Below are 18,350 nucleotides of genomic sequence, written 5' to 3' on the forward strand. Positions count from 1 at the left end.
GGTAAGTTGAGAAGCCATGACGGGCACTGATGACGACGTGGCGGCGGTGCTGCGCATCTCGGATGCCGACCGCAACGGGACGCTGCGCCGCCTGCACAACGCCGTCTCCCTCGGGCTGATCGACATCGGCGAATTCGAGGAGCGGGCCGCCCAGGTCTCGCAGGCCCGGATGCGCTCGGACCTCGACACGCTGATCGGGGACCTGCCCGGGCCGCGTGCCATCGTCACCTCGGCGGCCGACCGGGTCGAACTGCGCGGCTGGGCCGGCTCGCTCAAGCGGCACGGCGAATGGATCGTGCCCACCCGGTTGGCGTTGGTGCGCCGCCTGGGCTCGGTCGACCTCGACCTCACCAAGGCGCGCTTCGCCGGGCCGGTGGTCGTCATCGACCTCGACATGCGGTTCGGCTCCGTGGACATCCGGTTGCCCGACGGCGCGAGCGCCTCGATCGACGACGTCGAGATCTATGGCGGAAGCGCCCGGGATCGCCGTAGCGACCCACCCGCCGAAGGCACCCCGCACCTGGTGCTGACCGGGCGGGTGGTGTGCGGCTCGGTGGACATCAAGGGCCCCCGGCGGCCCTGGCTCAACCGGCACCGGCTGCGCCGCTAGCGCCCGAACAGTGCCGTTCTGAGCCCGCAGCAGCCGGTCCCAGCCGCGGGGCGCGAATCTACTCCGAGCCGCCGCTTTCTCCGGGGCCGTTAAGCTGGCGTGATGCCCGTTCGTGCCCCGCTTTCCCCCGGCGTGCTGTCCCCGACGCTGCCGGTCCCCAAGACGATCCCGCGTCCGGAATACGTCGGCCGATCCACCGCCGCGGAGGGTAGCGAGCCGTGGGTGCAGACCCCCGAGGTGATCGAGAAAATGCGGGTGGCGGGCCGGATCGCGGCGGGCGCGCTCGCCGAGGCGGGTAAGGCCGTCGAGCCGGGGGTGACCACCGACGCACTCGATCGCATCGCCCACGACTACATGGTCGACCACGGCGCCTACCCGTCGACGTTGGGCTACAAGGGCTTTCCCAAGTCGTGCTGCACCTCGCTCAACGAGGTCATCTGCCACGGCATCCCCGACTCGACGGTGATCGCCGACGGTGACATCGTCAACATCGACGTCACCGCCTACATCGACGGCGTCCACGGCGACACCAACGCCACCTTTCTGGCCGGAGCCGTCTCCGAGGAGCACCGCCTGCTCGTCGAGCGCACCCGGGAAGCGACGATGCGGGCCATCAAGGCGGTCAAGCCGGGCCGTGCGCTCTCGGTGATCGGCCGGGTGATCGAGGCGTACGCGAACCGATTCGGCTACACCGTGGTCCGCGACTTCACCGGACACGGGATCGGGACGACCTTCCACAACGGGCTGGTGGTCCTGCACTACGACCAACCCGAGGTCGACACCGTCATCGAGCCGGGGATGACCTTCACCATCGAGCCGATGATCAACCTCGGGGGCCTGGACTACGAGATCTGGGACGACGACTGGACGGTGGTCACCAGCGACGGCCAGTGGACCGCCCAGTTCGAGCACACCCTGCTGGTCACCGACGACGGCGCCGAGATCCTCACCCTTACGTAATCGTGGCTGGTGAGCTGCTGAGGGCCTGCGAAAACCGCCCGGTGCGGGCCCGCTGGCTGTAGCGTGGCGGAGATGCCTGGCACGATGATGACGATCGACGGGTTTCCGATCCCGGTCGATATCGCCGGCCCGCACAACGGGCCCGTCGTCGTCGTGCTCGCAGCCGCCCAGCACCCGCTCACCGCCTACGACGCGGTTTGTCAGCGGCTGCACACCGCCTCGTTGCGCACCATCGTGATCGGCGCCGACCCGCGGCTGACGCCCAAGTCCGTGGTCGGGATCCTGGATTCCCTGGGAGTCCAGTGCGGTGTACTCGTGGGGGACCGGACCGGCGGTGACAATGCCTGGGAGCTGGCGGCGACGCGCCCGGACCGCTTCACCGGCCTGGTGGTACTCGATCGGGGGCATCCGCGGGCACCGGATCTGGGCGGGGCGATCCGCGACGAACGCTGCCCACCGGTGGAGATCAACACCACCGTTCTGGTCAGTTCCCGGGCGTCGGCCTCGGTGGCCGACGCCAGCCAGCGGTTCGTCTACGGCGAACACCGCCTGGTGATGCTGCCGGGGCGCCGCAGCGCCCAAGAGTTCACCGCGCAACTCGCGATGGAGATCGTTTTGCGGGCCAGTACCTGGTAACGGTTGACAAGAAGAGTATTTTCAGAGGGCCGAGCGTCGTCGGGGGACCTTCGGCTGAAAAGAACCGATTGATCACGTGGGGGGTTCAAGTGTTGTCGTCGGCACAATCGATACCGGCACTGCTGCGTCAACGCGCTGAGCAGTGGCCGGACCAGCTGGCTTTCACCTTCATCGACTACGAGGTCGACCAGGCCGGGTACTCCGAGACCCTGACCTGGTCGCAGCTGCTGCAGCGCACCGAGGCTATCGCCGTCGAGGTGGCCGCGGTCGCCTCACCGGGGGACCGGGTCGCGCTGCTGGCGCCGCAGGGCCTGGAGTACGTCGTCGGATTCTTCGGGGTGATGGAAGCCGGCTGCATCGCGGTGCCGTTGCCGGTGCCGGCGTTCGGCAGCCACGACGAGCGGGTCACCGGGGCGCTCAAGGATTGCGCACCGGCCGCGGTGCTCACCACGTCAGCGGTGGTCGGCGATATCCAGAACTGCGTCGGCGCGATCGGAGGCCGTCCGCCGGCGGTCATCGAGATGGACCTGCTCGACCTCGACTCGCCCACCGGATGGAGCGGCGCCGGGGCGCTGACCACCAAGACCGCGCTGCTGCAGTACACCTCCGGCTCCACCGGCTCGCCGCGGGGCGTCGTGGTCTCGCACCGGAACATCTTCGCCAACATCGAGCAGGTGATGGCGGACTATTTCGTCGACGAGGGGGGAGCGCCCCCGCCCGACACCACGCTGGTGTCCTGGCTGCCGTTCTACCATGACATGGGCCTGCTGCTCGGCATCATGGGTGCGGTCTTGATGGGCCGCCGCACCGTGATCATGAGCCCGATCGCCTTCCTGCAGAAGCCGGCGCGCTGGATTCAGCAGCTGGCCATCAACTCCTGCTCGTTCACCGCCGGGCCGAACTTCGCGTTCGAACTCGCCGCGCGCCGGACCACCGACGAGGACATGGCCGGGCTCGACCTGAGCGGCGTGCACACCATCCTCAGCGGCAGCGAACGCATCCATGCCGCGACGATCCGCCGCTTCAACGAGCGGTTCGCCCGCTCCAATCTGCCTTCCAACGCGCTCGCGCCGTCGTACGGGTTGGCCGAAGCGATGGTCTACGCCGGGTCGGCGCCTCGCGCCAAGCGGCCGGTGACCTTCCGGCTCGACTACGAGAAGCTGGTAGCCGGTGTCGCAGAGGCCGGCCCGGCCGGCGCCGAGCTGGTCAGCATCGGCCCACCGCGTGCCTGCACGACGCGCATCGTCGACCCCGAGACACGCACCGAGAACCTGCCCGGCCAGGTCGGGGAGATCTGGTTGCACGGCGGCAATGTCTCCAGCGGCTACTGGCACAACCCGGAGGCGACCGAACGCACCTTCGGCGGGCGGATCGAGGATCCGTCCCCCGGCACACCCGCCCAACCTTGGTTGCGCACCGGCGATCTGGGCGTCATTCACGAGGGTGAGCTGCTGGTCGTCGGCCGCATCAAGGACATGTTGATCGTCGACGGCCGAAACCACTACCCCGACGACATCGAGGCGACGGTGCAGGAGCTCACCGGGGGCCGCGTCGCTGCCATCCCGGTCAGCGGGGAGGGTCGTGAGCAGCTCGCCGTCATCGCCGAGCTCAAGAGCCGCGGCACTCCAGAGGAGGAAACGCAGCGGCTGGCGGATCTGAAACGCGACGTGGCAGCGGCGGTTTCGCGGTCACACGGGGTGCGAGTGGCCGACCTCGTGCTGGTCGCTCCCGGCTCCTTGCCGATCACCACCAGCGGCAAGATCCGCCGGTCGACGTGCGCTGAGCGCTACCAGTCGCAGCAGTTCAGTCGGCTGGAGCCGATCGGCTGAGCACGGGCAGGTAACCTGACAGCACTCAAACGTCAGGGGGGCTGTCGTCGGTGAAGGAGCGCAATGACCCGGCCCGCGATGCTGTCCCAGGTCGAACTGCAGCAGCTGGTCGGGTGCGGCGAGATCGACACTGTCGTGGTGGCGCTCACCGACATGCAGGGCCGGCTGGTCGGTAAGCGGGTCACGGCGCAGCACTTCCTCGACGAGGTCGCCGGGCACGGCGTGGAGTGCTGCAGCTATCTGCTGGCGGTCGACGTCGAGATGAACACCGTTCCCGGCTACCCGATCGCCGACTGGGGCACCGGCTACGGCGATCTGGTGCTGCGACCGGACTTCGCGACGCTGCGGCGCATCCCGTGGCTGCCCGGCACCGCCCACGTGCTCGCCGACGCCTACTGGCCCGATGGCAACCCGGTGGCGGTGTCGCCTCGCCAGATCCTGGCCGCGCAGCTCGCGCGGCTGGCCGAGCGCGAGCTGGTCGCTTACGCCGCAACGGAACTGGAATTTCTGGTCTTCGACGACAGCTACCGGCAGGCGTGGGCCGGCGGTTATCGCGGCCTGACACCGGGCACGGACTACAACGCCGACTACGGCCTGGTCGCCGGCACCCGGCTGGAGCCGCTGCTGCGTGACATCCGCCTGGGCATGACCGGCGCGGGCATGCGCTGTGAGGGCGTCAAGGGGGAGTGCCACACCGGCCAGCAGGAGATGACCTTCCGCTACGACGAGGCGCTGGTGGCCTGCGACAACCACAGCGTCTACAAGAGCGGCGCCAAGGAGATCGCCGACCAGCACGGCAAGAGCCTGACGTTCATGGCGAAGTTCGACCAACGCGAGGGCAACAGCTGCCATGTGCACCTCTCCTTGCGCAGCACGGACGGATCCGCGGTGTTCGCCGACCCGGCTGCGCCACACGGCATGTCGGCGATGTTCCGCAGTTTCCTGGCCGGCGTGCTGGCCACCTTGTCCGAGCTGACGCTGTGCTACGCGCCGAACATCAACTCCTACAAACGATTCGTCGGCGGCAGTTTCGCTCCCACAGTGATCGGCTGGGGTCTGGACAATCGCACCTGCGCCTTGCGGGTGATCGGCCGCGGCGACTCGCTGCGGATGGAGTGCCGGGTCCCCGGCGGCGACGTGAACCCCTACCTGGCGGTGGCGGCCCTGATCGCGGCCGGCCTGCACGGAATCGACAACGAGCTGGAATTGCCCGACCCGGTCGAAGGTGACGCCTACCATGCCGGGTTACCGCATCTGCCGTCGACGCTGGCCGAGGCCGCCGACGCGTTCGCCGAATCGGCGATGGCGCGCAAGGCTTTCGGCGACGACGTCGTCGCTCATTACCTGCACGGTGCGCGAGTTGAGTTGGACGCGTTCAACACCGCGGTGACCGACTGGGAGAGGGTTCGCGGATTTGAACGGTTCTGAACCCGACCGTCCGGTGGTCGGCCTGACCACCTACCTCGACCGGGCGCAGACCGGCGTCTGGGATGTGCGCGCGGGCCTGCTGCCCGCCGACTACCTCGAGGGCATCACCGCCGCCGGCGGTATTGCGGTGCTGCTGCCGCCGCAGCCGGTGACGCCCGAGATCGCCGCACGGGTGCTCGACGGTGTTTCCGGCCTGGTGATCACCGGCGGCAGGGATCTCGACCCCGCCGGTTACGGCCAGGCGCCGCACGTCGAAACCGATCGGCCCGACACCACGCGGGATGCCTGGGAGTTTGCGCTGCTGGCCGAGGCGCTGCGGCGCGGGCTCCCGGTGCTGGGTATCTGCCGCGGCGCCCAGGTGCTCAATGTCGCGCTCGGCGGCACGTTGCACCAGCATCTGCCCGACGTACTCGGCAACAACGGGCACCGGGCCGGCAACGGCGTGTTCACCCCGATGCCGGTGCGCACCGTGGCCGGTACCCGACTGGCCGAGCTGGTCGGTGAGACCTGCCAGGTGCAGTGCTACCACCATCAGGCGATCGCCGAGCTGGGTGACAAGCTGGTCGTCAGCGCGCGTGATGACGACGGTTGCATCGAGGCGATCGAGCTTCCCGGGGAGAATTTCGTTGTCGCGGTGCAGTGGCATCCCGAGGCGTCGCTGGATGATCTGCGGCTGTTCACCGCGATCGTGGGCGCGGCGGAAAGGTATGCATGAGTACTGATCTCATCAACCCGGCTACCGGGGCGGTGTTCACTTCCGTCGAGCATGTCGACGTCGCGGCCGTCGACGACGCGGTGCGCCGGGCGCAGGCAGCGCAGAAGCGGTGGGCGCGACTGGCGCCGGCCGACCGCGCGGCAGCGCTGCGCGCCTTCGCCGCTACCGTCGACGCCCACATCGGCGAGCTGGCCGCACTGGAGGTGACCAACGCCGGACACCCGGTGTCGGCCGCCGAATGGGAAGCCGGGCATGTCCGCGACGTGCTGCAGTTCTACGCGGCCAGCCCGGAACGACTGTCGGGTCAGCAGATACCGGTGGCCGGCGGGCTGGACGTGACCTTCCACGAGCCGCTCGGCGTCGTCGGGATCATCACCCCGTGGAACTTCCCGATGCCGATCGCCGCATGGGGCTTCGCCCCGGCGCTGGCCGCCGGCAACGCGGTGTTGATCAAGCCCGCCGAGTGGACTCCGCTGACCACCATCCGGCTGGGCGAGTTGGCCGTCGAATCGGGTTTGGAGCCGGACCTTCTGCAGGTGCTGCCCGGCCCGGGTGCGGTGGTGGGCGAGCGACTGGTCACCCATCCGGATGTGGCCAAGGTCGTGTTCACCGGTTCCACCGTCACCGGCACCCGGGTGCTGACCGCCGCGGCGGCCGGAATCAAGCGGGTCACGTTGGAGCTCGGGGGCAAGAGCGCCAACATCGTGTTCGCCGACTGTGATCTGGAGCGTGCGGCGGCGACCGCGCCCTACGGCGTATTCGACAACGCCGGGCAGGACTGCTGCGCCCGCAGCCGGATTCTGGTGCAGCGCAGCGTGTATGACCGGTTCATGGAGCTGCTCGAGCCCGCGGTGTCCGGTGTTGTGGTCGGCGACCCGGCCTCCCGCGACACCGAGATGGGTCCGCTGGTGTCGCAGCCGCACTGGGACAAGGTGGCCTCCTATGTGCCCGACGACGCACCGGTCGCGTTCTGCGGTCAGGCGCCGGCCGGCCCCGGGTTCTGGTTCCCGCCGACGGTGCTGACCCCGGCGGCCACCGACCGGTCCGTCACCGAGGAGATCTTCGGCCCGGTGGTGACGGTGTTGCCGTTCGAGGACGAAGCCGATGCGGTGGCGCTGGCCAACGACACCGTGTACGGGCTGTCGGGCTCGATCTGGACCGATGACCTGTCGAGGGCGCTTCGGGTGTCGCGGGCGGTGGAAGCCGGGAATCTGTCGGTGAATTCGCATTCCTCGGTGCGGTTCAACACCCCGTTCGGGGGTTTCAAACAATCCGGGCTGGGCCGGGAGCTGGGGCCGGATGCCCCGCTGGCCTTCACCGACACCAAGAACGTATTCATCGCAGTAAAGGAGATGTGAGTGACCGATCTGACGCAACGTCTGGCGGGGCGGGTTGCCGTGGTGACCGGTGCGGGCGGGGGAATCGGCCTGGCTGCCGCCCGGCGGATGCGCTCGGAGGGCGCCCGCATCGTGGTCGGTGACCTCGATCCATCGACGGGCGCCGCGGTCGCCGACGAGTTGGACGGTCTGTTCGTGCCGGTCGACGTCTCGGATCAGGAGCAGGTCGACGCGCTGTTCGACACCGCGGCGGCGACGTTCGGCGCGGTGGACATCGCCTTCAACAACGCCGGGATCTCGCCGCCGGATGACGACTTGATCGAAAACACCGAATTGCCGGCGTGGCAACGGGTTCAGGACGTCAACCTGAAATCGGTGTACCTGTGCTGCCGGGCGGCGCTGCGGCACATGACGCCGGCCGGGCGCGGCTCGATCATCAACACCGCGTCTTTCGTGGCGGTGATGGGTTCGGCGACCTCGCAGATCTCCTATACCGCCTCAAAGGGCGGCGTGCTGGCCATGTCGCGGGAGCTCGGGGTGCAGTACGCCCGGCAGGGTATCCGGGTCAACGCGCTGTGCCCCGGGCCGGTGAACACCCCGCTGCTGCAGGAGCTGTTCGCCGCCGACCCGGAGCGCGCCGCGCGCCGGCTGGTGCACGTACCGGTGGGCCGGTTCGCCGAGCCGGAGGAGATCGCGGCCGCGGTGGCGTTTTTGGCCAGCGATGACGCCTCCTTCATCACCGGCTCGACGTTCCTGGTGGACGGCGGGATCAGCTCGGCGTATGTGACGCCGCTGTAAGCGGTTAAGGCCCGTCGGCGTGCCCGTGCTGGCGGCGACCAACCCTGGCGACGCATCTCCGGACGGGGCGATCCACGGCTTCCCAACTCGGCGCCCACTCTGCGGGTTTCTCAAACCGGCACGGGGTACGGAAATCAAACTCGTTCTCGCCGTTTTTTCGGTAGATCACGCGCATCAGCCAGGAGCCTGTGTCCGCCATAAACCCCTCTCTCGCACCCTCTCCGATGCACAACGCGATCGACTCCCACATCAGCCGTAAACCAACCATCGGATTGCTGACGTGTGAAAGCTTCTCTTCGCCCTGGCTACTTCCGGTGCGGCCGTAGACCCACAGGGCCGGGTCCTCACCCCGGAGCGCCAGGTACGCACCGAAGTCGGTGCGCGGGTTATGACGTGTCAGCTGGAAGGTGATGGTGTTCGGGATGTCTGCTGAATCCGTCTCGATCATGTGTTCATCGAACGTGATGCGCCACCATTCGTCCTGACCGCCGACGTCTGCCCAACCGCGAGCCGACGCGAGAAGGCTTGCCAGGTCATTGAGGCCGGGAACCGTGATGTCCTTGAGGCCAGGAACGAAGTCCTTTGCCGGAAACGCGGCCCGGCGTTTCTCGCCGGCCGCTGTGACATACCGGAATTCTTCTGCGACGAAATCGGCGGTCAACACATCGGTATTCATGCCGCTGGACGCTACGGCAGGCTACCGACAGTGGCTAGGGCACGTCTCCAGTGCCCGATCCAGGTCAGCGGTCAGCACGTCGAACACGTCGTGATCTCCTCCCGGCCATTCAAACACATGTGCTAATAGTAGCGGCGCGCACCGACAAGCCGCAGAATCCCTCCACAGGCAAAACCACAGTGACACAAGTGATCCCAGTGACAACCGGGCTGGCGCTCAGTCCAGTCGGGTGGCGGCTACCGACCACACCGGGAGATGGACGCGATGGTCCTCCAGCAGCGGTGCCAGCGCCGTCAGCTGATCGGGCAGCGACTTCATCTGCGGCGCCACGCCGTCGTCGGAATCCAGCTGCGCGAGGATGTCCACCGCCCGAGGGCCGAATGTGCCGACATAGGTGGAAGTCCCCAGGTGGTCTAGGCGCCAGCCGTTGGCGCCGAGCAGCCGCTCGAAGTTGTCGGCGGGCAAGCCGTCGAACCGCAATCCGTTGACGTGGTGGCGTCCCAGCTCGAACATGAACAACCGCGCACCGGATGCGGTGGCCCGGTGCAGCGCCCGAATGTAGCGCGCCTGCATCTGCTCGTCATGGGCGAACACGTGGTAGAACGCGCTGTCGACGACAGTGCCGAATCGGCCTTCGAATTCATCGAGCCGGGTCGCATCGGCCACCTGGAAGTCCACTGACACCCCGTTGCGCTCCGCATTGCGTCTGGCGTGCTCGATCGCTGCCGGTGAGGCGTCGATGCCGGTCGCTGAACACCCCTGCAAAGCGAAATAGATCGCGTGGTGTCCGGGGCCGGTGCCGGGGTCCAGCACTTCTCCACGTAGCGCGCCGTGGGCGACGAGGTCTTGCACCACCGGCTGCGGGCCGCCGATGTCCCACGGAACTACTCCCGCGATCGCCTGCTCTTCGCGATACATCGCCTCGAAGGTCGGGTCGGTCTGCATGAACGCCTGCTCTCTATCGGTGACCAAGAATGATCTCCCTCGGGTATACTTGGTCAGTGACCAAGGCGCAAGGCGGGGCGCGGCCCGGGCTCAGCATCGAGGACGTCGTCCGGACTGCTTTCGACGTATTGGACGAACAGGGCATCGCGAAGCTTTCGACGCGTGCGATCGCCGCGAAACTCGATGTCAGCATGAACACCGTGATGTGGCATATCGGCGCCAAGCGCCGGCTGCTGGAGCTCATGGCTGACGCCGTTGTGGCAGAGGTTGAACTGGGTCCGCTGCGGGGCACGTGGCAACGGCGGGCGGCAACGTTGCTGGGGCGATTGCGGCAGGCCATGCTGGGTCACCGTGATGGCGCGCTGGTCGTCGCCGGAACATTCCCGGCTTTGCCGTCGACGCTGGCATTCGGTGATCGGCTGGTGGGTGTCCTGCTCACGAGCGGTGCCACGAACCAGTCCGCGGCGTGGACGGCGTGGAATCTCTTCTACTTCACCCTGGGCCTGGTCCAAGAGGAGCAGCGCGCAACCGATGGGCTACCGCACAACCTCAGCGATGTCGTGGACGACGCGGAATACCCCAGCCTGCACCTGGTCCTGGGCGACTTCGTGTCGCCGGACTACGACGCCCGATTCAAGTTCGGCATCGGCCAGATACTGGGGTCCCTCGGCTGAATGTCACCCGGCCCAACTCAGAACCAGTCCGGCTGCATCTCGATCGTGGTGCGGTCCAGGCTTTCCAGCAGGTCGAGCTGCGGGCCGGTCTTGGGCAGTTCGTAGCGGAAGAAGTACCGGGCGGCCTGGCGCTTGCCGTCGTAGAAGTCGCCGGTGCGCCCGGCGGTGGCCAGCAGCTGCTCCAGCCACATCCAGGCGATCACCACGTGACCGAAGGCCTCCAGGTAGACGACGCTGTTGGCCAGCGCGGCATCGATATCGCCGGCACCGAACATGCCCGCGGTGACCGTGACCAGCCGCTGGAGCACGGATTCGAGTTGCCCTGCGACGTCAGCTGATTCACCGCCGGCCTGCCGCGCGGCCGCGATACTGTTCGACATCGCCCGCTGCACAGCGGCCAGGTTCGCCCCGCCGTGCTGGACCACCTTGCGGCCCAACAGATCCAGGCTCTGGATGCCGTGGGTGCCCTCGTGGATCGGATTGAGCCGGTTGTCCCGGTAGTGCTGTTCGACGTCGTATTCGCGGGTGTAGCCGTAGCCGCCGTGGACTTGGATCGCCAGGTCGTTGGCGGCCAGGCACCACTGCGACGGCCAGCTTTTGGCGACCGGGGTCAGGATGTCCAGCAGCGCCGTGGCGTGCTCGCGTTCGGTGTCGGATTCTGCGGTGCGCGCGATGTCGACGAGCCGCGCGCAGTACAGCGCCAAAGCGAGCGCCCCCTCGACGTAAGACTTCTGTGCCAGCAGCATCCGTTTGACATCGGCGTGTTCGATGATCGGAACCTGCGGTGCCGCGGGGTCTTTCGCCGATACCGGCCGGCCCTGGGGCCGGCTGCGGGCATAGTCCAGCGACTTCAGGTAGCCGGTGTAGCCGAGCGCGATCGCGCCCATGCCGACTCCCAGCCTGGCTTCGTTCATCATGCGGAACATGTAGCTCAGCCCGCGGTGCTCCTCGCCGACCAGATAACCGACGGCGCCCGGCTCACCGCCTGGTCGGTAGCCGCCTTCGCCGAAGTTGAGCACGGTGTTGGTGATGCCGCGGTAGCCCATCTTGTGGTTGAGTCCGGCCAGTACGACGTCGTTGCGCTCACCGGCAAGTCCGTCGGGTCCCACCAGATATTTCGGCACGATGAACAGCGAAATGCCTTTGGTGCCGGCCGGGCCGCCGGGAATCTTGGCCAGCACCAGATGGACGATGTTATCGGTCAGTTCATGGTCGCCGCCGGAGATCCACATCTTCGATCCGAACAACCGGAACGTGCCGTCGGCGCGCGGCTCGGCGCGAGTGGTGATGTCGGCCAGCGATGACCCGGCCTGCGTCTCCGACAAGCACATCGTCCCGGTGAAGCGGCCGGCGATCATCGGCTTGACGAAGGCGTCGATCTGCTCGGGGCTGCCGAACTCGGCGAGCAGATTCGCGTTGGCCATCGTCAGCATCGGATAGCCGGCGGTGCTGACGTTGGCGGCCAGCAGCCAGGCGAAACCGGCCTGGGCCACCGTCATCGGAAGTTGCGCCCCGCCCAGCCCGTAGTCCATCGCCATGCCGATCAGGTCGGCGTCGGCGCAGGCGGCCAGCGCCTCCTTGACCTCACCGATGACGGTGACGGTCTCACCGTCGAAGGTGGGCTCGTGGGCGTCGCTCTTCTTGTTGTGCGGGGCGAAATATTTACCCGCCAGCTGTTCGCACAGATCCAGCGCGTCGGAGAACGTGTCCCGGGAGTGCTCGGCGAACCGGGGGCGCGCGGTCAGCTCATCGATCCGCAACCAGTCGAACAGCAGAAAATCCAGGTCTTGCCGCGACAGCAGAAGGGACTTCATCGCGATCCTTTCACTTCAGGCCCAACAGCGCGTTCTCGACGACCTCCGGCAGTGCCGGGTGGATCCAGTACTGGCCGCGGGCCATCTCCGGCGCGGTCAGGCCGAAGCTCATCGCCTGGATCAGCGGCTGGATGATCGACGACGCCTGATGGCCCATGATGTGCGCGCCCAACAGCCGGCCGCTGCCACGTTCGGCGATCAGCTTGACGAACCCGGTGGTGTCCTCCATGGCCCAGCCATAGGCGACGTCACCGTAGTCCTGGACCTTCACCGAAATGTCGAAACCCTGTGCAATGGCCTGAGTTTCGCTCAATCCGACCGCCGCGATCTGCGGATCGGTGAACACCGCGAACGGCACGTAGCGGTGATCGGTGGCCCGCATCGAGGCGGTGTCGTCCCAGTCGCACAACAAGTTGTGCTGCACCACCCGGGCTTCGTGGTTGGCCACGTGCTTGAGCTCGTAGGGGGAGGAGATGTCGCCGAGCGCGAAAACCCCGGGCGCGCTGGTTCGTTGGTACTCGTCGACTATCACCCGGCCGGCTGCGACGTCGACCCCGGCCTGTTCGGCGTCGAGCAGATCCCCGTTGGGCACCCGGCCGGTGGCCACCAGCAGTGCATCGGCACGCACCAGTGACCCGTCGTCGAACTGCAGCTCGACACCCGAACCGACATTGCGGGCACCGGTCACTTCGCGTCGCGCCCGCAGATCCCACTTGCGCGCCACCACCTCGGTGTAGCGCTGGGCCACCGTCTCGTCGGTGTGCCGCAGCATCATGTCGCTGCGGATCACCACGGTGACCCGGACGCCGAGTGCGGAGAACACGTGGGCGAACTCCGCGGCCACGAAGCCGCCGCCGACGATCACCAGGTGCTCGGGCAGCTCGGGGATGCGCATCACGTCGTCACTGGTGTAGTAGCGCACCCCGCTGTCGGCGATCACCGGCGGAATCCAGGTTCGCGCTCCGGCGGCGATCACCACCTGGGTGGCGGTGAACTTCTCCCCGTCGCTGGTGCGCAACAGGTACTTGCCGTCCGAGCCGACCGGCCCGAACCCGGTGTGCGCGGCGTAGACGTCGACGCCTTCCAGGCTGCGCCGATACTCCTCGCCTCCGGCGGCGATCGGGTCGATGCGACCGAAGACCCGTGAAACGATGTCGGGCCAGCGAATCCGCTCGATGCGGGCCTCGACGCCGTAGCGGGACGCCTCGGCGATCGTCTGCGCCACCTCGGCGGCGTAGACGAACATCTTCGTCGGGATGCACCCCACATTGAGGCAGGTCCCGCCGAAGGTGCCCTGCTCGCAGATCGCCACCCGCTTGTCGGCATACCGCTCGTCGAGAATGCTGTTGCCCGAACCGGTTCCAATAATGGCCAGGTCGTAGCTCTCCATGGCGTCAGCCTAAACGGTGCCCGCCCATTAGCCTGAGAGCCGTGCCCACCGCCGCCACCACCGACATCGCACTGATCGGCGCGGGCATCATGAGTGCCACCCTGGGCGCGATACTGCGCCGGCTGGAGCCGGAGGCCTCGATCACCGTCGTGGAGCGGTTGGACGCCGCCGCCGCCGAGAGCAGCGACCCGTGGAACAACGCCGGCACCGGCCACGCCGGGCTGTGCGAACTGTTCTACACCCCGCAACAGCCCGACGGCTCGATCGAGATCGCCAAGGCGGTGCGGGTCAACGAGCAGTTCCAGGTGACCCGCCAGTTCTGGTCCTATGCGGTGGAAAACCGCATGCTGGAGCAACCGCGCGACTTCGTGCGTGCCATCCCGCACGTCAGCTTCGTGCATGGCGCCGCTGGTGTCGACTACCTGCGCCGCCGCCATCGCGCGCTGGCGTCCAACCCGCTGTTCGCCGGAGCCGAGTTCATCACCGACTTCGACGAGTTCGCCGCACGGCTGCCGCTGATGGCCGCGGGTCGCAACGCGGATGTCCCGCTGGCCCTGGATTGGGCGCCCCAGGGCACCGACGTCGACTTCGGGGCGCTGGCCTCCCAGCTGATCGGCTACGCGGCCCGCGACGGCGCCGCGGTGCTGTTCGGACACGAGGTGCGCAGCATCGGCCGGGAATCCGACAGCAGCTGGACACTGGGCCTGGTCAACCGCCGCACCGGTGAAAGCCGAACGCTGAAGGCCAAATTCGTCTTCGTTGGAGCAGGGGGAGCCACGCTGGGCCTGCTGCGCAAGGCCGGCATCCCGCAAGCTCGCGGCTTCGGCGGGTTTCCCATCGGCGGCCGGTTCCTGCGCTGCGGGGCCCCGGACATCACCGCCGCCCACCGCGCGAAGGTGTACGGCACCCCGGCCCCGGACGCGCCGTCGACGACCGCGCCGCACCTGGACGCCAGGGTGGTCAATGGCGCGTCGTGGCTGCTGTTCGGGCCGTTCGCGGCGTGGTCACCGCGCTTCCTCAAGCACGGGCGGGCCACCGATCTGCCGAGATCGGTCCGCTTGGACAATGCGGCCTCACTGCTGGGCGCCGGGATCCGGGAGCGCGAGCTGGTCGGTTACCTGCTGGGCCAGCTGCGCCAACCGCACTCCGCCCGGATCGACGCGCTGCGCGAGTTCGTCCCCGACGCCTACGACCGGGATTGGTCGCCGATCCGGGCCGGTCAGCGGGTCCAGGTGGTTCGGGCCGGACGGCTGGAATTCGACACCACGATCGTCAGCGCCGCCGACGGAAGCATCGCGGGGCTACTCGGCGCCTCCCCGGGGGCGTCGACCGCGGTGCCGGCCATGCTCGAGGTGCTGGCGCGCTGCTTCGCCGGCCGGTTCGCGGGCTGGCTGCCCAGGCTCACCGAGATGGTGCCGTCGCTGGGCACCCGGCTCTCCGACGAGCCCGCCCTGTTCGAGCAGGTGTGGAAGTGGGGAACCCGACAGCTGCAGCTGCACCCGGCGGCCGGTGACCCGCTTTAGAGTGACCGGGTGACGGAGAACCCATACCTGGTCGGGCTGCGGCTGGCCGGCCGCAAGGTGGTCGTGGTGGGCGCGGGCAGCGTCGCACAGCGGCGGCTGCCGCTGCTGGTGGACAGCGGGGCGGAGGTGGTGGTGATCGCCACCAGCGCCACCCCGGCGGTCGAGGCGCTGGGGGAGCGCAAGCCCGGCATCACGCTGGTCTCGCGCGGCTACCGGGACGGGGACCTGGCCGATGCCTGGTATGCGATCGCGGCCACCGATGACCCGGACGTGAACGCCGCCGTGGTCGCCGAGGCCGACCGGCGCCAGATCTTCTGCGTGCGCGCCGATCTGGCCGTCGAGGGTTCCGCGGTTACCCCGGCCACCTTCGGCTACGCCGGCCTGTCGGTGGGGGTGTTGGCCGGGGGTGAGCACAGCCGGTCGGCGGCGATTCGTTCGGCGATCCGCGAGGCTCTGCAGGACGGCACAATCACCGTGGAAGCCGAGGCGCCCGATGATGTGGTGCGCGGCGGGGTGGCACTGGTCGGCGGCGGGCCCGGCGATCCGGAACTGATCACGGTGCGCGGCCGGCGCATGCTCTCGCACGCTGACGTCGTGGTGGCCGACCGGCTCGCGCCGCCGGAACTGCTCGCCGAGCTGGCGCCGCACGTCGAGGTCGTCGACGCCGCCAAGATCCCCTACGGGCGGGCGATGGCCCAGGACGCCATCAACGCCCTGATGATCGACCGCGCCACAGCCGGCAAGTTCGTGGTGCGACTCAAGGGCGGCGACCCGTTCGTGTTCGCCCGCGGCTACGAGGAGGTGCTGGCCTGCGCCGAAGCTGGGATCCCGGTGACGGTGGTGCCCGGTGTGACCAGTGCCATCGCGGTGCCGGCGCAGGCCGGGGTTCCGGTTACCCACCGCGCCGTGAACCACGAATTCGTAGTGGTCAGCGGGCATGTCGCGCCCGACGACCCCGAATCGTTAGTGAATTGGGATGCGCTGGCCGCGATGCGCGGAACCATCGTGCTGCTGATGGCCGTCGAACGCATCGAGCAGTTCAGCGCGGTGCTGCAAAAAGGCGGCCGACCTGCCGATACTCCGGTGCTGGTGGTCCAGCACGGCACCACACCCGCCCAGCACACGCTCCGAGCCACGCTGGCCGACGCGCCCGAGAAAATCCGCGCGGAGGGGATCCGACCTCCCGCAATTGTCGTTATCGGAGCGGTCGCGGGCTTCGGGGTTTAAACATCTCTTAATATTACTGTAGGGTAGCCAGCTATGACTGCTCTTGATGATGCAGGACGGGCGACTGCGCAGTGGCCGGCGGATACCGCCGGAGCGGAACCCCCGGGGCGTCACGGCTCGGCCCTCGTGAGCCGGACCAGCAGATTGGTGTCGTCTTTGCTGCCGTCTCGTCGGTTCATCTACGCCGTGATCGCCATCGGCGGTATGCAGTTGCTGGCCACGATGGACAGCACCGTCGCGATCGTCGCGCTTCCTAAGATCCAGGATGACCTGGGCCTGTCCGACGCCGGCCGCGGCTGGGTGATCAGTGCCTACGTGCTGACTTTCGGCGGCCTGATGCTGCTCGGCGGCCGGCTCGGCGACACTATCGGCCGCAAGCGCACCTTCATCAGCGGCGTCGCGCTGTTCACCATCGCCTCGGTGCTGTGCGCGGCGGCCTGGGACGCCCCGACCCTGGTGATCGCCCGACTGCTGCAGGGCGTCGGCGCGGCGATCGCCTCGCCGACCGCGCTGGCGCTGATCGCCACCACCTTCCCGAAGGGGCCGGCCAGAAACACCGCCACCGCGGTGTTCGGCGCGATGACCGCGATCGGTTCGGTGCTGGGCCTGGTGGCCGGCGGCGCACTGACCGAGGTGTCGTGGCGGCTGGCGTTCGCCATCAACATCCCGATCGGCGTGCTGATGATCTACCTGGCCCGCACCGCGCTGACCGAGACCAACCGGGAGCGGATGAAGCTGGACGCCGCCGGGGCGCTGCTGGCGACCCTGGGCTGCACCGCCGCGGTGTTCGCCTTCACGATCGGCCCGGAGGCGGGCTGGGTGTCGGTGCTCACCATCGGCTCCGGCGCGGTGGCGGTGGCCGCACTGCTGGCATTCGCCGTGGTGGAGCGCACCGCCGAGAACCCGGTGGTGCCATTCAGTCTCTTCCGCGACCGCAACCGGCTGGCCACCTTCGCCGCGATCTTCCTGGCCGGCGGCGTGCTGTTCAGCCTCACCGTGACCATCGGCTTGTACGTGCAGGACCTGATGGGCTACTCGGCATTGCACGCCGGGGTCGGGTTCATCCCGTTCGTGATCGGGCTGGGTGTGGGGCTCGGGGTCTCCTCCCAGTTGGTGCGCCGGTTCCCGCCGCGGGTGCTGGTGATCGCCGGCGGCGTCGTGGTGCTGGGGGCGATGATCTACGGCTCGACCGTCGACCGGGATATCGCGTACTTCCCGAACTTCGTGATGTTGATCGTGCTCGGCGGTCTCGGGATGGGTGTGATCGTGGTGCCGTTGACCCTGTCGGCGATCGCCGGTGTGGGCTTCGACCAGATCGGCCCGACGTCGGCGATCGCGCTGATGCTGCAGAACCTCGGTGGGCCGATCGTGCTCGCGGTCATCCAGGCCGTCATCACCTCGCGCACGTTGTACCTCGGCGGCACCAACATGCCGGTCAAGACCATGAACCCCGCTCAGATCGCCGCGCTGGATGCCGGCTACACCTACGGGCTGCTGTGGGTGGCCGGGGTCGCGGTGCTGGTCGGTGCCATCTCGTTGCTGATCGGCTACACGGCCAAGCAGGTCGCGCACGCGCAGGACGCGCAGGACGCCTTCGGCGCGGGCAACCTGTAACTCCGGGCGCTGCGCGGACGGCCCCGAATGCGGGTCCGCGGCCGCTCACGGCGAAAGATAGGCTCTCGGCCTGTGATCACCCGGATGTCCCAGCTGTTCCTGCGCACCCTGCGCGATGACCCCGCCGATGCCGAAGTGCCCAGCCACAAGCTGCTGATCCGGGCCGGCTACGTC

At 68.2% G+C, this 18,350-nt stretch carries 16 protein-coding genes; 12 read left to right on the forward strand and 4 right to left on the reverse strand.

All coding sequences use genetic code 11. The annotated features are described in order from the left end of the window. The first annotated feature begins 16 nt into the window (after nt 1-16). From A5648_RS21335 to A5648_RS21370, 8 genes are all read left to right on the forward strand, one after another. Nucleotides 17-610 (forward strand): DUF1707 SHOCT-like domain-containing protein, encoded by a 594-nt coding sequence (locus A5648_RS21335; RefSeq protein WP_065026475.1) that lies wholly within the window; start codon nt 17-19, stop codon nt 608-610. 102 nt (nt 611-712) lie between these two features. Continuing rightward, the gene (gene map, locus A5648_RS21340; RefSeq protein WP_065026476.1) at nt 713-1,570 is read left to right on the forward strand and encodes a type I methionyl aminopeptidase; all 858 of its coding nucleotides are present in this window, start codon (nt 713-715) and stop codon (nt 1,568-1,570) included. A 72-nt stretch (nt 1,571-1,642) separates the two neighbouring features. Continuing rightward, nucleotides 1,643-2,206: an alpha/beta fold hydrolase gene (locus tag A5648_RS21345; protein WP_065026477.1), complete on the forward strand. Its 564-nt coding sequence runs from the start codon at nt 1,643-1,645 to the stop codon at nt 2,204-2,206. 89 nt (nt 2,207-2,295) lie between these two features. After that, nucleotides 2,296-4,035, forward strand: coding sequence for an AMP-binding protein (locus A5648_RS21350; RefSeq protein WP_065026478.1), 1,740 nt, complete (start codon nt 2,296-2,298; stop codon nt 4,033-4,035). A gap of 63 nt (nt 4,036-4,098) precedes the next feature. Then, entirely contained in the window at nt 4,099-5,463 is a 1,365-nt protein-coding gene (locus tag A5648_RS21355; RefSeq protein ID WP_065026479.1) for a glutamine synthetase family protein, read from the forward strand. 13 nt (nt 5,464-5,476) lie between these two features. Continuing rightward, nucleotides 5,477-6,178 carry a gamma-glutamyl-gamma-aminobutyrate hydrolase family protein gene (locus tag A5648_RS21360; RefSeq protein ID WP_065026480.1) on the forward strand — a complete coding sequence of 234 codons (702 nt, stop codon included), beginning with the start codon at nt 5,477-5,479 and terminating at the stop codon, nt 6,176-6,178. Then, nucleotides 6,175-7,536 (forward strand): aldehyde dehydrogenase family protein, encoded by a 1,362-nt coding sequence (locus tag A5648_RS21365; RefSeq protein ID WP_065026481.1) that lies wholly within the window; start codon nt 6,175-6,177, stop codon nt 7,534-7,536. The genes A5648_RS21360 and A5648_RS21365 overlap by 4 nt, the downstream gene beginning before the upstream one ends. After that, nucleotides 7,537-8,313, forward strand: a complete 777-nt coding sequence (locus A5648_RS21370) for a 3-oxoacyl-ACP reductase (RefSeq protein ID WP_065026482.1) — start codon at nt 7,537-7,539, stop codon at nt 8,311-8,313. 4 nt (nt 8,314-8,317) lie between these two features. Here A5648_RS21370 and A5648_RS21375 read toward each other — a convergent pair whose 3' ends face one another. Then, the gene (locus A5648_RS21375) at nt 8,318-8,989 is read right to left on the reverse strand and encodes a hypothetical protein (RefSeq protein ID WP_065026483.1); all 672 of its coding nucleotides are present in this window, start codon (nt 8,987-8,989) and stop codon (nt 8,318-8,320) included. A 216-nt stretch (nt 8,990-9,205) separates the two neighbouring features. Then, nucleotides 9,206-9,934, reverse strand: coding sequence for a class I SAM-dependent methyltransferase (locus tag A5648_RS21380; protein WP_109470882.1), 729 nt, complete (start codon nt 9,932-9,934; stop codon nt 9,206-9,208). Between the two features lie 56 nt (nt 9,935-9,990). Between A5648_RS21380 and A5648_RS21385 the strand changes: the two genes are divergently transcribed. After that, nucleotides 9,991-10,608, forward strand: a complete 618-nt coding sequence (locus tag A5648_RS21385) for a TetR/AcrR family transcriptional regulator C-terminal domain-containing protein (RefSeq protein WP_065026484.1) — start codon at nt 9,991-9,993, stop codon at nt 10,606-10,608. Nucleotides 10,609-10,625: 17 nt separating this feature from the next. On the opposite strand, the gene A5648_RS21390 is transcribed toward A5648_RS21385, so the two are convergent. Continuing rightward, nucleotides 10,626-12,422: an acyl-CoA dehydrogenase gene (locus tag A5648_RS21390; protein WP_065026485.1), complete on the reverse strand. Its 1,797-nt coding sequence runs from the start codon at nt 12,420-12,422 to the stop codon at nt 10,626-10,628. A 10-nt stretch (nt 12,423-12,432) separates the two neighbouring features. After that, entirely contained in the window at nt 12,433-13,812 is a 1,380-nt protein-coding gene (mtr, locus tag A5648_RS21395) for a mycothione reductase (RefSeq protein WP_065026486.1), read from the reverse strand. A 41-nt stretch (nt 13,813-13,853) separates the two neighbouring features. Here mtr and mqo point away from each other — a divergent pair, with 41 nt between their 5' ends. Genes mqo through A5648_RS21410 form a run of 3 tightly spaced genes read left to right on the forward strand, consistent with a single transcriptional unit; the run spans nt 13,854 to nt 18,176 of the window. After that, nucleotides 13,854-15,335: a malate dehydrogenase (quinone) gene (mqo, locus tag A5648_RS21400; RefSeq protein WP_082966624.1), complete on the forward strand. Its 1,482-nt coding sequence runs from the start codon at nt 13,854-13,856 to the stop codon at nt 15,333-15,335. A 9-nt stretch (nt 15,336-15,344) separates the two neighbouring features. Further along, nucleotides 15,345-16,562, forward strand: coding sequence for a uroporphyrinogen-III C-methyltransferase (gene cobA / locus A5648_RS21405; protein ID WP_065026488.1), 1,218 nt, complete (start codon nt 15,345-15,347; stop codon nt 16,560-16,562). Nucleotides 16,563-16,595: 33 nt separating this feature from the next. Beyond that, nucleotides 16,596-18,176 carry an MFS transporter gene (locus A5648_RS21410; protein WP_082966625.1) on the forward strand — a complete coding sequence of 527 codons (1,581 nt, stop codon included), beginning with the start codon at nt 16,596-16,598 and terminating at the stop codon, nt 18,174-18,176. Nucleotides 18,177-18,350: the final 174 nt, after the last annotated feature.

It is taken from the genome of Mycolicibacter sinensis, assembly GCF_001673565.1.
Lineage (GTDB): Bacteria > Actinomycetota > Actinomycetes > Mycobacteriales > Mycobacteriaceae > Mycobacterium > Mycobacterium sinense_C.

Bases quoted from the DNA above. Each gene is read 5' to 3' on its own strand.
- map (WP_065026476.1), top strand. From the start codon at position 713: ATGCCCGTTCGTGCCCCGCTTTCCCCCGGCGTGCTGTCCCCGACGCTG.
- A5648_RS21355 (WP_065026479.1), top strand. From the start codon at position 4,099: ATGACCCGGCCCGCGATGCTGTCCCAGGTCGAACTGCAGCAGCTGGTC.
- mtr (WP_065026486.1), bottom strand. From the start codon at position 13,812: ATGGAGAGCTACGACCTGGCCATTATTGGAACCGGTTCGGGCAACAGC.
- A5648_RS21375 (WP_065026483.1), bottom strand. From the start codon at position 8,989: ATGAATACCGATGTGTTGACCGCCGATTTCGTCGCAGAAGAATTCCGG.
- A5648_RS21365 (WP_065026481.1), top strand. From the start codon at position 6,175: ATGAGTACTGATCTCATCAACCCGGCTACCGGGGCGGTGTTCACTTCC.
- A5648_RS21335 (WP_065026475.1), top strand. From the start codon at position 17: ATGACGGGCACTGATGACGACGTGGCGGCGGTGCTGCGCATCTCGGAT.
- A5648_RS21380 (WP_109470882.1), bottom strand. From the start codon at position 9,934: ATGCAGACCGACCCGACCTTCGAGGCGATGTATCGCGAAGAGCAGGCG.
- A5648_RS21390 (WP_065026485.1), bottom strand. From the start codon at position 12,422: ATGAAGTCCCTTCTGCTGTCGCGGCAAGACCTGGATTTTCTGCTGTTC.
- A5648_RS21345 (WP_065026477.1), top strand. From the start codon at position 1,643: ATGCCTGGCACGATGATGACGATCGACGGGTTTCCGATCCCGGTCGAT.
- A5648_RS21410 (WP_082966625.1), top strand. From the start codon at position 16,596: ATGACTGCTCTTGATGATGCAGGACGGGCGACTGCGCAGTGGCCGGCG.